The 13,281-nt window shown below is 73.3% G+C and carries 15 protein-coding genes and 1 pseudogene; 7 read left to right on the top strand and 9 right to left on the bottom strand.

The window, feature by feature from the left end:
- Nucleotides 1–25 precede the first annotated feature (25 nt).
- Nucleotides 26–391: a lycopene cyclase domain-containing protein gene (locus tag QOZ86_RS05465; protein WP_284490950.1), complete on the top strand. Its 366-nt coding sequence runs from the start codon at nt 26–28 to the stop codon at nt 389–391.
- A pseudogene (locus QOZ86_RS05470) lies at nt 388–597 on the top strand (lycopene cyclase domain-containing protein); the annotation flags it as partial. The gene QOZ86_RS05465 and the pseudogene QOZ86_RS05470, both read left to right, overlap by 4 nt.
- Here the strand turns inward: QOZ86_RS05470 and QOZ86_RS05475 are convergent.
- Genes QOZ86_RS05475 through QOZ86_RS05485 form a run of 3 tightly spaced genes read right to left on the bottom strand, consistent with a single transcriptional unit; the run spans nt 594 to nt 4,203 of the window.
- Nucleotides 594–1,547 carry a phytoene/squalene synthase family protein gene (locus QOZ86_RS05475; protein WP_284490951.1) on the bottom strand — a complete coding sequence of 318 codons (954 nt, stop codon included), beginning with the start codon at nt 1,545–1,547 and terminating at the stop codon, nt 594–596. The pseudogene QOZ86_RS05470 and the gene QOZ86_RS05475 overlap by 4 nt on opposite strands.
- Entirely contained in the window at nt 1,544–3,076 is a 1,533-nt protein-coding gene (gene crtI, locus QOZ86_RS05480) for a phytoene desaturase family protein (RefSeq protein ID WP_284490952.1), read from the bottom strand. The genes QOZ86_RS05475 and crtI overlap by 4 nt, the downstream gene beginning before the upstream one ends.
- The gene (locus tag QOZ86_RS05485; protein ID WP_284490953.1) at nt 3,076–4,203 is read right to left on the bottom strand and encodes a polyprenyl synthetase family protein; all 1,128 of its coding nucleotides are present in this window, start codon (nt 4,201–4,203) and stop codon (nt 3,076–3,078) included. The genes crtI and QOZ86_RS05485 overlap by 1 nt, the downstream gene beginning before the upstream one ends.
- Nucleotides 4,204–4,404: 201 nt before the next feature.
- Here QOZ86_RS05485 and metF point away from each other — a divergent pair, with 201 nt between their 5' ends.
- Entirely contained in the window at nt 4,405–5,310 is a 906-nt protein-coding gene (metF, locus tag QOZ86_RS05490; RefSeq protein WP_284490954.1) for a methylenetetrahydrofolate reductase [NAD(P)H], read from the top strand.
- Here metF and QOZ86_RS05495 read toward each other — a convergent pair.
- The 5 genes from QOZ86_RS05495 to QOZ86_RS05515 all read right to left on the bottom strand — a co-directional run bounded on the left by QOZ86_RS05495 (nt 5,282) and on the right by QOZ86_RS05515 (nt 10,172).
- Nucleotides 5,282–5,935, bottom strand: coding sequence for a hypothetical protein (locus QOZ86_RS05495; protein WP_284490955.1), 654 nt, complete (start codon nt 5,933–5,935; stop codon nt 5,282–5,284). The genes metF and QOZ86_RS05495 overlap by 29 nt on opposite strands.
- A 62-nt stretch (nt 5,936–5,997) precedes the next feature.
- The gene (locus tag QOZ86_RS05500; RefSeq protein WP_284490956.1) at nt 5,998–8,205 is read right to left on the bottom strand and encodes an HNH endonuclease signature motif containing protein; all 2,208 of its coding nucleotides are present in this window, start codon (nt 8,203–8,205) and stop codon (nt 5,998–6,000) included.
- A gap of 85 nt (nt 8,206–8,290) precedes the next feature.
- Entirely contained in the window at nt 8,291–8,833 is a 543-nt protein-coding gene (locus tag QOZ86_RS05505) for a DUF3450 domain-containing protein (RefSeq protein ID WP_284490957.1), read from the bottom strand.
- A gap of 325 nt (nt 8,834–9,158) precedes the next feature.
- Nucleotides 9,159–9,731, bottom strand: a complete 573-nt coding sequence (locus QOZ86_RS05510; protein WP_284490958.1) for a hypothetical protein — start codon at nt 9,729–9,731, stop codon at nt 9,159–9,161.
- Between the two features lie 144 nt (nt 9,732–9,875).
- A complete protein-coding gene (locus QOZ86_RS05515) occupies nt 9,876–10,172 on the bottom strand; it encodes a hypothetical protein (protein ID WP_284490959.1) in 297 nt (98 codons plus the stop codon).
- Nucleotides 10,173–10,371: 199 nt separating this feature from the next.
- On the opposite strand from QOZ86_RS05515, the gene QOZ86_RS05520 reads away from it, so the two are divergent.
- On the top strand, nt 10,372–10,611 hold the full coding sequence (locus QOZ86_RS05520; protein ID WP_284490994.1) for a type II toxin-antitoxin system Phd/YefM family antitoxin: 240 nt from the start codon (nt 10,372–10,374) through the stop codon (nt 10,609–10,611).
- Nucleotides 10,608–10,880 (top strand): type II toxin-antitoxin system RelE family toxin, encoded by a 273-nt coding sequence (locus QOZ86_RS05525; RefSeq protein WP_284490960.1) that lies wholly within the window; start codon nt 10,608–10,610, stop codon nt 10,878–10,880. The genes QOZ86_RS05520 and QOZ86_RS05525 overlap by 4 nt, the downstream gene beginning before the upstream one ends.
- A gap of 195 nt (nt 10,881–11,075) precedes the next feature.
- Here QOZ86_RS05525 and QOZ86_RS05530 read toward each other — a convergent pair whose 3' ends face one another.
- On the bottom strand, nt 11,076–11,303 hold the full coding sequence (locus tag QOZ86_RS05530) for an AbrB/MazE/SpoVT family DNA-binding domain-containing protein (protein ID WP_284490961.1): 228 nt from the start codon (nt 11,301–11,303) through the stop codon (nt 11,076–11,078).
- 182 nt (nt 11,304–11,485) lie between these two features.
- On the opposite strand from QOZ86_RS05530, the gene QOZ86_RS05535 reads away from it, so the two are divergent.
- Both QOZ86_RS05535 and QOZ86_RS05540 read left to right on the top strand, forming a co-directional pair.
- Nucleotides 11,486–11,707 carry a hypothetical protein gene (locus QOZ86_RS05535; protein ID WP_284490962.1) on the top strand — a complete coding sequence of 74 codons (222 nt, stop codon included), beginning with the start codon at nt 11,486–11,488 and terminating at the stop codon, nt 11,705–11,707.
- A gap of 55 nt (nt 11,708–11,762) precedes the next feature.
- Complete coding sequence (locus QOZ86_RS05540; RefSeq protein WP_284490963.1) at nt 11,763–13,253, top strand: carboxylesterase/lipase family protein; 1,491 nt, start codon at nt 11,763–11,765, stop codon at nt 13,251–13,253.
- The last annotated feature ends 28 nt before the right edge of the window (nt 13,254–13,281 follow it).

Genomic DNA, 13,281 nt, shown 5'->3' on the forward strand with positions numbered 1-13,281 from the left:
CGGGCCGGGGACGGAAGCCGGTGACGTGGAGCAGCTGACCTACCTGGGCCTATTGGCCGGCTGCCTGCTGGTGACCGCGCCGCTGGAGCTGTTCCTCGGGGTCCGGGTCTACGCGCGCTGGCGCCGGCTGCTGCTGGCCGTCGTCCCGGAGTTCGTCGTCTTCGTCGTCTGGGTGCTGTACGCGATCGCCCAGGGGCACTGGGACTACTCGGCCACCCGCACGCTCGGCGTCCGGCTGCCCGGCGGCATCCCGGTCGAGGAGGTGCTGTTCTTCCTCGTCGTCCCGCTGTGCTCGGTGCTGGCACTGGAGGCGGTGCGGAAGGTGACGCGGTGGGACGCCGGCTACCCCGCCGAGGAGGCCCTGCCGGCCAGGGAGCGGGCGGGGCGATGAGCTACAGCGCACTCGCGGTCCTCGCCGTCGTCGCCGTCCTCGTGGTCGACCTCGCCGTCTACCGCACCCGCATGGTGATCCGGAAGGTGTTCTGGACCGCCTACGCGATCGTCATCTTCTTCCAGCTGTTGATGAACGGCGTCCTGACGGGGCTGGACGTGGTGACCTACGACGAGGCCACGATCTGGGGCCCCCGCATCGCCTACGCGCCGGTGGAGGACCTGCTCTTCGGCTTCGCCATGGTCACCCTCACCCTGGCCAGCTGGGCGGCGGTCAACCGGCGGGCGAACACCGCCAGGCGGCGCGGCCTGGACACCGACACCCGGCCGTCGAGCACCCGGTAGCCGGCTCGCTCGATCTCGGTGAGGATGCCCCCGTACAGGTCGGTGGCCGCCCGCACGCAGTCGCGGGACTCCGGCGCCAGCAGCGGCGTCCCGGGTGCGGCGTCGTCGTAGCGGCGGCGCACGATCGCCACCATCTCCCGCATCAGCTCGCGCATGTTCGCGTCGTGCCGCTTCTCCACCAGCTGCTCCCGGGTGACGCCGTGGGCGGCCATCAGGTCGGCCGGCAGGTAGACCCGGCCGCGGTCGGCGTCCTCGGCGACGTCGCGCAGGAAGTTGGTGAGCTGGAAGGCCTCGCCGAGGGCGATGGCGTGCGGCGCGGCCTCCTCGCGGGCCACGCCCGGCGCGGTGCCGAGCACCGGCAGGACCTGCAGCCCGATCACCGACGCCGAGCCCCACATGTACCGGTCGAGGGCGTCGAGGTTCGCGTAGCCGGTGACGTCGAGGTCGCTGGTCATCGCCGCGAGGAAGTCGACGAGGTGCTCGACCGGGATGGCGTAGCGGCGGTAGGTGTGCACCAGCGCCAGGCGCACCGGGTCGTCGGACCAGCCGGTCTCCAGCTCGGTGAGCACGGCGCGGGACCACTCCGCCAGGTCGCCGGCCGGGTCGTCGCCGGGCACGTCCACGAGGTCGTCGGCGGTGCGCGCGGCGGCGTAGAGCGCGTGGACCGCCGGGCGCCGGTCGGGGGTGAGCAGGCGGGTGGCCAGGTGGTAGCTCTTGCCGTGCTCGGCGGCGATGGCGACGCAGTGCCGGTAGGCGGCGCGCAGCTGCTCCTGCCGGTACGCCTGGGTGCCGGGAGGTCGCAGGGCGGTCATGCGCGCACCTGCCCGGTGATCCGCTCGGCGGCCAGCCGGCCGCTGATCAGCACCATCGGCATCCCCACACCTGGCTGCACCGAGGAGCCGGCCAGCACCACGTTCTCCGGGCCGCGGCGGGGGAGCGTGGGCGTGCGGAAAGGGCCGGTCTGGCCGAAGGTGTGCGCCAGCGCGAAGGGGGTGCCGGCGGCCATGCCCTGGGCGGCCCAGGTGAGCGGCGTGTCCATGTGCTCGACCTCGATGGCGTCGGTGACCCCGGTGAACCCGCGTGCCTCCAGGGTGCCCAACAGCTCCTCGCGGTAGCGCGGGCCGAGCATGTCCCAGTTCAGGTCCGGGTTGCCGCCGCTGCGCGGGTCCAGGTTCGGCGTCGGGGCGACCACGCTGAGCACGTGCCCGCCCTCGGGTGCCAGTGAGCGGTCGGTCACCGAGGGCATGCTGATCAGCAGGCTCGGGTCGCTCATGATGTCTCCCCGCCGAGCCCCGGTGCCCCCGCCGAGCAGCCGCCGGCCCGGAGTCAGCTCGTCGAACACCTGCTCCCATGCGCCACCGAAGCTGATCGTGTGGTGCGCCTGGCCGCGCAGCTCGGCTCGGACCCCGAGGTGCAGCGCGACGCACGAGGGCGAGTACACCGGCCGGCGCGGCCCGCGGAGGCCCGGCACGAGGGTGTGGGGTGCGTCGGTGGTGACGACGACGGCGTCGGCGGGCAGCCGGTCGCCGTCGGCCAGGACGACGGCGTCCACCCGGCCGCCGGCCGTGCTCAGCCCCGCGACGGCCTCCCCGTACCGGAACTCGACCCCGGCATCGGCCGCGGCGGCGGCCAGGGCGCGCGGTACCGCGGCGATGCCGCCGACCGGGTGCCGGACGCCGGCGCCGATGTCGAGCTGCGCGATCACCGCGTAGGCGGCGATGGCCCGGAACGGGCTCACCCCGGCGTAGAGCGCCTGGAAGCTGAACAGCCGGCGCAGCCGGTCGTCGGCGAAGTACTTCCCGACGTGCCGGGACAGCCGGCCGAACCCGCCGCGCCGGGCGAGGGTGAGCAGCTCCGGGCCCAGCAGGTCCAGCGGGGAGTCGAGGTTCCGGTCGATGAAGGCGTTCAGCTGCAGGCGGTACAGCTCGGCCAGGTCGGCCAGGTAGCGGCGCAGGGCGGCGGCCTCGCCCGGCCCGCACAGCGCGGCGACCTCCGCGGCGAAGGCGTCCGGATCGGCGTGCACGTCCAGGTGGCTGCCGTCGGCGAACTGCGCCCGGTAGCTGGTCTGCAGGGGCACCATGGTCAGCCGGTCCTCGAGCGTCTCGCCGACGGCGGCGAGGGTGTCGGCGAGGACCTCCGGTGCGGTGAACACCGAGGGGCCGGTGTCCAGCGCGTAGCCCGACCGCTCCACCCGGCCCGCGCGCCCGCCCGGCCCGTCGCCGCGCTCGACCACCGTCACCTCGCGGCCGGCCCCGCGCAGGCGGAGCGCGGCGGCCAGCCCGGCCAGCCCCGCGCCGACGACGACGACCCGGTCGGTGCGCCCGGGGACGCGGCGGACCATCAGGCGGTACGCGTGGTCGCGGCGACCGCGAGCGCATCCAGCGCGGCGCGGGCGTCGTCGGCGATCGGCGCCTCGGCGATGGCCTCGCGGGCCTCGGCGGTGCGCCTGGTGATGCGCTCCTCCACCCGGTCGCGCGCGCCGGTGTCCACCAGCAGCTCGCGCAACGCCTCGAACTCCTCCGTGCCGGCGTCGGGGTTGCCCAGCAGGCCGCCGAGCAACCGGCGGCCGGCGTCGTCCGTCGCTTCCTCGGCCAGCGCGATCAGCAGCGTCTGCTTCCCCTCGCGCAGGTCGTCGTCGGCGGACTTGCCGGTGACCTCCGGGTCGCCGAAGACGCCGAGCAGGTCGTCGCGCAGCTGGAAGGCCTCGCCCAGGGGCAGGCCGATGGCGGCGAACGCCTCCGCCACGGCGGGGCCCGCCCCGGCGATCGCCGCGCCGAACTGCAGCGGGCGCTGCACCGTGTAGCCGGCGCTCTTGTAGCGGGCCACGGTCAGCGCGCCGTCGGGGCCGGGGAGCCCCCCGGCGGCGCGCAGCAGGTCGAGGTACTGGCCGGCGGTGACCTCGGTGCGCATGGTGTCCCAGACCGCACGGGCGCGGCCCAGCGCCGCCTCGGAGATGCCGGAGCAGCGGAGCATCTCGTCGGACCAGACCAGCGCCAGGTCGCCCACCAGGATGGCCGCGCCCACGCCGAACAGCTCCCGGTCGCCGGAGAACCCGTGGGTGGTGTGCCGGTCGGCGAAGCCGACGTGCGTGGTCGGCCGTCCCCGGCGGGTGCCGGCGTCGTCCATGACGTCGTCGTGCACCAGCGCGCTCGCGTGGAAGAACTCCAGCGCGGCGACCGCATGGAGCACCGCGCCGTCGTCCTCGGCGGGGCCTCGACCATCGGCGGGCGCGCCGCGCCAGCCCCAGTAGGCGAAGGAGGGGCGCAGCTTCTTCCCGCCCGCGGCGACCGCGCGGATCTCGTCGACGACCGGTACCAGGCTCGGGTCCATGCCCGCGAGGGTGGCCCGCTGCATCTCGAGGAAGTCGGTGAGCGCGGCGGCGACGGCGGCCCGGAGCCGGTCGAGGTCGGCGGCGTCCGACAGAGGTAGGGGGCGGGCGGACTCGCGCTGCTGCGCCCCTGCGGTCATGGAGTGAGTATCGCCCAACACGGTGGGGCGCGGCCCCACCAGCAGGGTGCCTGCCGTGCTCCGCTGCATCGCTGCTCCCGTCCGAGGTCTGCGGTCCAGGGTCTGTTCGGTGCCCCGCCGGTCCGTGGATGCACCTCGGCGGGCGAAGTGCGGCGGTACGGCCGAGGGAGTCCGCGGACGGCCGCCGTACCCTCGGATGCCGTGACCCCGACCGTTCGCGAGCTGCTCGCCACCGGCCGCCCGACGTGGTCGTTCGAGTTCTTCCCGCCGAAGACGCCGGCGGGGGAGGAGCAGCTCTGGACGGCGCTGCGCGAACTCGAGCGGCTGCGCCCGTCGTTCGTGTCGGTGACCTACGGGGCCGGTGGCTCCACCCGCGAGGGCACCGTCGCGATGACCGAGCGGATCGCCGCCGAGACGACGATGACTCCGCTCGCGCACCTGACCGCCGTCGACCACAGCGTCGCCGAGCTGCGCCACGTGGTGAGCCGGCTCGCGGCCGCCGGCGTCCGCAACGTCCTGGCGCTGCGCGGGGACCCGCCGGGTGCCGACCCGCAGGGGGAGTGGGTCGCCCACCCGGAAGGCCTGCGGTACGCCTCCGAGCTCGTGGAGCTGATCCGTTCGATCGGTGACTTCAGCGTGGGGGTCGCCGCCTTCCCCGAGAGGCACCCGCGCTCGCCGGACTTCGACACCGACGTCGAGATGTTCGTGGCCAAGTGCCGGGCGGGCGCGGACTTCGCGGTCACGCAGATGTTCTTCCGGGCCGAGGACTACCTGCGCCTGCGCGACCGCGTCGCCGCGCGCGGGTGCGAGGTGCCGATCATCGCCGGGGTGATGCCGGTGACCAACGTGCGGCAGATCACCCGCATCGTGGAGCTGTCCGGCCAGGCGTTCCCGGCGGACCTGGCCGAGCGGTTCTCCGAGCTCGACGGCGAGCGCCCCGAGGACAAGGCCGCGGTCCGCGCCTACGGCGTGGACGTCGCCACCGACCTCGGCTGGCAGCTGCTGGACGAGGGCGTGCCCGGCATCCACTTCATCACCATGAACCGGTCGACGGCGACGCGTGAGATCTACACCAACCTCACCGCCGGCCGCCAGGTTCCGCCCTGAGCGTGCCCTCGAGCAGGTCCGCGGCGCGCGCGGCGGCGCGGCGCAGGGCCACGCGCTCGGCGGCGTAACCGCCGAGCACGCCGACGACCGGCAGGTTCGACAGGCCGCGGGCGAGCAGCCGGCCCTTGGGCCGGGCGTCGAGGGCGGCGTCGATCCGGGCGAGCAGCCGGGCCGCGCGCCACAGCGTGCGGGCGGCGCCCTTCGCCCCGCGGCGCTCCCCGCGGGGGCCGAGCGTCCCCTCCACGTAGGTGCCCCTGGTGCGGGCGAGCAGCGGCTCGACCCGCTCGGGCGGCAGCTCCCGGCCGAGGAGAACACGGGCCAGCAGAGAGATCCGCTCGGCCGGTGCCTCGACGCCGTGCTCGCCGGCGACGCCGAGCACCACCAGCGACTGCACCGCGGTGCCCACGGTGTTCTGCAGCGGCAGGAGGTCGGCGAGCTTGCCGGCCAACCGCGGGACGGCGGACACGCCTGCCGCCACCCGGGACACCCGCTCGGCCCACCACTGGTCGCGCTCGGCACGCGACAGCGACGGTGGGCGGCCCAGCCGGGTCGCCAGCGGGGTCAGCAGCCGGTCGACCCGGCGCAGGACGTCGACGACGACGGCGTCACTGAGGGGGGCAGCCATGGGAGCGGGCATGCCCCGGCGCCCGGTCGCCGACACCCGGTGCCGAAGTGCGTGGCGGGCGCTCAGTACGGCGGCGGCGAGGTGGTGGCGACCAGACCGCTGGGTGTGGTGACGGTGAGCGTGCCGTCGGTGCCGAGGTCGTGCCGCCAGCCCGGAGCCTGGTGCTTGCCGCGGTGGTCGGTGGTGCAGTAGCCGACCAGGTTACCGGCACTGGTGGGGCCGGCCGGGTACGGCCGGTGGTGATCGAGCTCGCCACCGCGGGGCACCCGTCGACGACAGCCGGGGAACCTGCAGCGTCGATCCCGGGCGCGCACCCACCGATCCAGCTCCGCCGAGGGGCGGTAGCCGGTGCTCGGCCCCGGGGCGCCGAGGCCGGGCCGGTCGGAGAGGTCGTGGCCGCACCGGCCGGCGTCACGACGGCAGGCCGAGCGGCCGCAGCTGCCCGTGCGACGCAGGCGCGGCAGATCCGTCAGGGCGAGCAGGGTGCCGGACAACGCGTCGGTCAGTGCGATCCGCGGTCGATCGGCCAGCCCGCCTCCACCGGTGCTCTCCAGCAGGTCGGCAAGCCACGCCCGGTGGGTCTCGGACGCCGACCGCAGCGCGGCCAGGGAGTCCTCCGCTCCGGTGAGCCGTCCGCCGGGGCCCGCCTGCCAGTCGGCTTCGTCGGCGGCGTCGGCCGTGGCCGCGGTGCGGACGAGCCGACGGGCGCGGGAGAGTTCCTGCTGCGCTCGCAGCACGGCGAGACCGGCGGCCTCGACCGCCTCGTCGGCCAGCATCCACCACCCGGTTCCCGGCGCGGTCGCCGCCGGCCCGGGCGGTATCGGCCCGGCCGGTACCGGCCCGGCCGGAGTGGGGGTTTCCTCCGGGGGGTTGTCGGCGTCCGGAGAGATGCCGTCCGGTGGTGGCACCGGGGGGTCACCGTGCCGCTCGCCCGGTCCCGCCGATGCCTGCGGTGGTGCGTTGCGCCGTCCGCGCCCGGGGGCCGCGGTGGCGTCCGTGCCGGCGTCGGTACGGGCGACCTCGAGGCCGACCTCCGGCTCGTGATTCGGCGGCAGGTCGCAGGTGGGGGCGATGTCGCCGTGGAGGTCGTCGCCGACGTCCGGGAGAAGGGCGAGATCGCCGTTGCCGTCGGGATCAGGGTCGACCAGTTCGCCGCTGAGCAGCCGGCGCTCCGTCTCGGCCAGCCACCGCTCCAGCTCGGCCTGCTCCTCCTCCTGCCATGACATCGAGCCGGGCGGCTGCTGCCGGGCCGGATCCGCGCCGTCGGAACCCGCCTGCCGACCGGTGAGTGCGCCCAGGAACTGACGGACCATCTCGGCCGGCACCAGCTGACCGTCGATCTCGCCGGGACCGTCCCCGCCGGCGAGGGTGGCCAGCGACGCAACGACGGTGAGCAGCACCTGCACCGGCGGCAGGTCGGTCTCTCCGGGCCGCAGCACCAGGTCGAGCAGGCAGTCGACCATCTTCTGGCCCCGCGTGCGTGGATCGTCGTCGCCGTCCAGGGTTTCCGCGCATGCTGCCAGTGCCCGGTACAGCGCTTGCGCCTCGGGAAGGGTGGTGACCACCGTCAGGGCCGCCATGCCCTCGACGGTGCCGGGGCGGATCGTGATGCCGCGTTCTCTCAGCGCCTTCTGCAGGTTGCGAGCCGCGGCTCGCGCGTCACGCCTGATGACCTCCCTGCGCGCCTTGTCGTTCAGCTGTGCCGGCGTCACGACCCGACCCGCGGCCCAGCGCAGCAGCTCGGCCTCGACCTCGGCGCGCACGCGGTCATCGGCGATCGGGGCGACCTTCTCCAGCATCGACCACAGGTGCCCCGGGTGCAGCGCCCCGGCCTCCAGGGCGGCCAGGGTGCCGGGCAGCCGCTCCACGAGGGTCACCGACCGGGTGAGCTCCTTCTGGGCGGCCTCGGCGGAGACCGAGAGGGCGATCACGAGTTCCTGCGTCGCCCACTCGCTCACCCCGCGCAGCACCTCGGGGCGCGCGGCCCACCGCTCCGGACTCATCGCGCCTGGCTCGCCCTGCGCGCGGTCACCGTCGGCGGGCCGGTCCGCGGCGAAGGTGGCCACCGCGCGGGCGCGCAGCGCGGTCTGCCGAGCGAACTCGCGGTCAGCGGCCTGCACCGCGCCGAGCGGACCCCCGGCCAGACCCACCGGCGGGGTGAATTCCGGCCACTCGGTGGACGCCTCGGCCGCGCGGCGCCGTCGTCCCGCGGCCACCGCCCGGGCGCGGGCGGTCGTGTACCAGTCGCTCACCGCGTCGGCGTCCGCCATGCTTCGAACATACGTTCGGCAAACCAGGAGTGCAAGGCGGATTGGCAGGAATTCGCTGCTCAGTGGTCGTGCCGCGCCAGTGCGGTCACTGCGTGCCCGGCACCGGGTCGGGCGGCTGGCTGAGTGGTGCTCGGGTGCGGGTCATCAGGTCCAGCAGCTCCGTCATCGCCAGCCGGATGCCGGAGATCTCCTCGGGAAGCGATTGCATGCCGGGGTCACCCCGACCCGAGGGGTGTGCCGTCTCCGCGGTGAGCTCGTCGATCTCGGTGGCGCTGCGCTCGAGCCGCTCGAGTTCGGCGAGGTGCTGCAGTTCGGCGGACAACTGCGCCATCTGGTCTCGGTAGCGGATGAGCGCGTCAGCCCGGTAGCCCAGCTGTCGGGCGGTGTTCTCGAGCGCTTCCTGCTGGCGCTGCCAGTACTCGGCGGCAGGTCCCTCCGGACGGGAACCGAGTGCCTTGCGGGCATTGCGGATCCGCAGTGCCAGGTCGGTGATCTGGTCGACCTCTGCTCGCCCGTCGAAGGCCGCGCGGCTGGAAGCCAGGAAGGGGACGACCAGGCCGACTCGTGCACCGTCTCCGACCACGCCCGGCTGGCGACGCCGGCGACGCGTGCCTCGGTCGTGCCCCATGCCGTGAGGCTCGCTTCTGGGGACGACGGTGGAGTCAGGGGCGATGGCTGCTGGTGGCCTGACCGGCGCGTTACGCGGAGAAATGTGATGGCGCCGGCGATGAAGAGCCACCCTGCGCTCGGGTGGACCCTGTGAAGACGACCCACAGGACGACACTGATCGCCCACTGTTGCTCACGGGTGAGCCGCCTCCAGTCCGCGCCGCGCTGTTGTAGCCAAGCTGATCGATCGGCACGGCGCCGCCTCGGGACCGTTCGGGCAAGCGGTGCGACGACGATCTGGCCCATCGGTTAGGTAGCGCTTCGGCCAGAGCGGCCCGTCGGTCGTCACGCGGCCTTCCCCTCGTGCTTGCGACGAGCGGCCTTCCACGTCTCGGTGCTGATGATCTTCTGGACGGCGTCGGCGAAGGTCTCGTTCTCCAGCAGCGCATTCAGCAACTTGTTGGAGCTCTCCTGGTTCTGGAAGAGGGCGCCGGCGATGTCGTCCTTCCGGATGGTCAGGGAGAACTGTTCCTCGGTGTTGTCCGCCGCCCGCTGCTGCACGTCCTCGTCGTCGGACAGGTGGCTGGGTACGCCGACGTAGATGAGCAGGCTCTCGGCCTGGCTGAGGTCGATGCCGTGCGCGGCGTTGAACGTGTCGATGAGCTCGGAGAGCTTGACCATCAGCGCCTCCTCGACGGTTCCGCCGCGGCCCTCGCCGGTGAAGCTCTCGATCTCGCCGCTGCTCTCGCCGGGGATGTTGCTGCCGCTGGTCTGCACCCCGGCCTGGTGGCCGAGGAACTCCAGCGCGGTGTCGCCGAGGTCGATCGAGCCACCGCCGCCGGTGGGCTCCTTCAGCTTGGCCAGCAGCAGTTTTCCGTAGAGGTACAGGCTCTCCAGCTCGTCGTCGCTGAATTTCATGACCTGGCCGAGGAGCGCGTACGCCCGGACGAACGCCTTGAGCGCGTCGGTCGCGGGTGACGTACTCGTCCACGTCTTCGGTGAGCGGCACGTTCTCGTTGTCGCGCAGGTCGGGATCGGGGAGCGGCTGGCCCTTCTTGTCGGTCACCACCGGCGCCTCCGGGTCGGCCACCGCGGCCGCGCCCAGCACCGCCTTCTTGAGCGCCGGCGAAAGGCCGACCTGGCCGCGCGCACGGCCTCGACCGTCTTCTGGGTCACCGTCCAGCGGCGGCGCAGCGGTCGCTCCACGGTGATCCGGCGGAAGCCGAAGGTGTCGTCGTCGATGACCTTCACCCGCTCGTCGGCGTCGGCCAGCTCCAGCACGTCGGAGTAGAGCCGGGTGACCTCGTCGATGTGCGCGTCGTCCAGGTACTTGCGCTTGTCGCCCGAGGACTTCCGCATCTTCGACCACTCGCCGCGGGCGTCGATCAGCGCGACCTTGCCCGCGCTCTAAGGGTCTACCTGACGACGTGGCCCTGGCGGGTCAGGCGCCCGGTCGGCGTGAGTCCTGCGGCTGTCGGGGCATCCGGCTGTTCGCGTGCTGCACGAGTGTTCTGTACTAAACCGTGTCCAACTCGTACGATCGTGCGTCGTGGCAAAGATGAACATCAGCGCGGCTCGGGAAAACCTGCCCGAGGCGGTCGCACTGTCGCGCACCGAAGCCGTGTTCCTCGAGCGTTACGGGCGGCCTGCCGCGGTGCTACTCAGCCCCGAGCGCTACGAGCAGTTGATGGATGCCCTGGAGGAGTCCGAGGACGTTGCCGCCTTCGATGTAGCCATGGCAGAAGAGGGTCCGAACATCCCTTGGGACCAGGTCAAGGTGGATCTCGGCTGGACGTGAGCGAGCCCCCGAACACCTACCGGATCGAGGTCCGGCCAGCCGCCGCCCGAGTCCTCCGCAAGCTGGATCCCTCCGTCCGGCCGCGCATCCAAGGCGCGATCGCACTGTTGGCCCAGGATCCCCGCCCTCCCGCCGCCCGTGCGCTGGCCGGACGGCCCGGTTTCCGCAGCCGGGTTGGCGACTACCGCGTCATCTACGCGGTCCACGATGACGTACTGGTGGTCGTCGTCATCACTCTTGGCCACCGCCGCGAGGTCTACGACCGGTGAGGACGACGAAGCCCATATGACGTCGAATCGCTGGCCGACCGATCTCGAACAGGCGTACGTCGAGGCGTAGGACGACTGGGAGACCTCGGGTGAGCGTGCGGCGTGGGGAGGACAGCGACGGCGACGGACTCGCGGTCCCTCCAGGCAATGTCCAGCAGGACGTCGAACTCGACGAGGCAGGCCAGATCGGTCGGGTCAGCCGCGCGTGAGGGTCATGATCTCGTCCGTCGTCATGCCTGCCCCGGCGGAGCCTTCGAGTGCGGCGAGGGCCCGGTCCGCCTGATCGAGGCGGGCGGTCTCGGCCTTGACGAGGGTGATCACCCCGTCCACGGCGACGAACTCGACCTCCGCCCCCGGCAGGAACCCGAACCGATCCCGGATCGCGCGGGGGATGGTCACCTGGCCCTTGCTCGTCATGCGCATGACCCGACCTTGTCCTACTTCCCCGCGCAATACCGGGTGACGCGAAGATCGGGCGGTGGGTGAGCACGACCAGCGCTCGCTGAGGGCCGCTTTCGTCCAGGCACTGCCCGTGGATGCGTGGTGATCACAGCGGGCGGGAAGGCAGGAGCACAGCCCGCCCACCGAGAGAGAGGATCACGACGATGGCCGAGCGCGACCGGTACGACGAGAACGACCCCCGCCACCACACCATCAAGCTGCGGGGCATGCTCGACGACGTCGTCCAGCATGCCCGCGAGGACGTCGGCAAGATCGACGACCCGAAGGCGCAGGCGTTGTTCGAGACCGTCGCCGAGGTGTGCGCCGCTCTCGCCCGGACCACCGAGCACTACGAGCAGCAGTCCGAGCAGGCCTGGCAGGGGTAAGCACTCGACATCGACCCGGGTCGACGTCCGGGCGCTGGTCCGATAGACCCGGGGCATGCAGCTCGAGGTCGAGACCACGTCAGGGGCGGTCCGCGGCAGCGCCGTCGGGCCCGCCGTCGCCTTCAAGGGCATCCCGTACGCCGCGCCACCGTTCGGTCGCCTGCGTTTCGCCGCGCCGGCGCCCGCCCCGCGGTGGGACGGCGTCCGCGACTGCACCGCCTACGGCCCGACCGCCCCGAAACCGCCCTACCCCGCCCCGGTCCACCTGCTGCTGCCCGAACCGGTGGTGCCGGGCGAGGACGTGCTCAACCTCAACGTCTGGACGCCGGACCCCTCGGCCAGCGGGCTCCCGGTGCTCGTGTGGATCCACGGTGGCGCGTTCGTCAACGGCTCGGGCGCCGTGCCGCAGTACGACGGAACCGCCTTCGCCCGGGACGGCGTGGTGCTCGTGACGATCAACTACCGGCTGGGCGTCGACGGGTTCCTGCACTTCGACGACGACGGCCCGGCCAACCGCGGGCTGCTCGACCAGCTCGCGGCGCTGGAGTGGGTGCGCGACAACATCGCCGCGTTCGGCGGCGATCCGGGCCGGGTGACGATCGCCGGGGAGTCGGCGGGCGCATTCAGCGTGACCTCGCTGCTGTCCATGCCGCGTGCGGCCGGGCTGTTCCACCGGGCCGTGGCGCAGAGCGGAGCCGGGCACCACGCCCTGTCGTCGGAGACGGCGAGACGGGTGGCCGGCTACCTGGCAGAGCGGCTCGGCGTGCCGCTGACCCGGGAAGCGCTGACCGCCGTGCCGCTCGACGAGCTGCTGGCCGCACAGGTGGCGCTGTCGCAGGAAGCGGCCACGATGCGCGACCCGGCGCGCTGGGGCGAGATCGCGGTGAACTCGATGGTCTTCGAGCCCGTGATCGACGGCGACGTCCTGCCGTCCCTGCCGATCACCGCGGTGGCGGCCGGCGCCGGTGCCGACGTCGACCTCCTGGTCGGCACCAACACCGACGAGCACACCCTCTTCCTGGTGCCCAACGGGCTGGTCGACCTGGTGAACGAGGACCTGCTGCGGCTGGTGCTGGCCGGCTACGGCGTGCCTGCGGATGCCGCGATCGACGCCTACCGGGCCGATGCGCCGTCTGCGACACCTGGCGACCTGCTCGTCAAGGCGGCCACCGACTGGTTCTTCCGGATCCCGGCGGTCCGTCTCGCGGAGGCGCGGACCGGCGCACCGGGGCGGACGTTCATGTACGAGTTCACCTGGCCGAGCCCGCAGTTCGACGGCCGGCTCGGGGCCTGCCACGCGCTGGAACTCGCCTTCGTGTTCGACACGCTGGCGAGTGAGGGAGTGGAGCCGCTGGCCGGGCCGGCAGCACCGCAGGACCTGGCCGACACCGTGCACGCCGCGTGGGTGGCGTTCGTGCGGACCGGCGACCCCGGGTGGCCGGACTACGACGCGGCCACCCGGCCCGTGCAGGCGTTCGGGCAACTCAGCGCAGTGGTCCCCGACCCGCGTCCCGAGCAGCGAGCGCTCTGGGACGGCATTCGGTAGGCCGGTCGGCGCGACCGGTGCAGTCGCG

Source organism: Blastococcus capsensis, from assembly GCF_030165005.1.
GTDB classification, from domain to species: Bacteria; Actinomycetota; Actinomycetes; order Mycobacteriales; family Geodermatophilaceae; genus Blastococcus; species Blastococcus capsensis.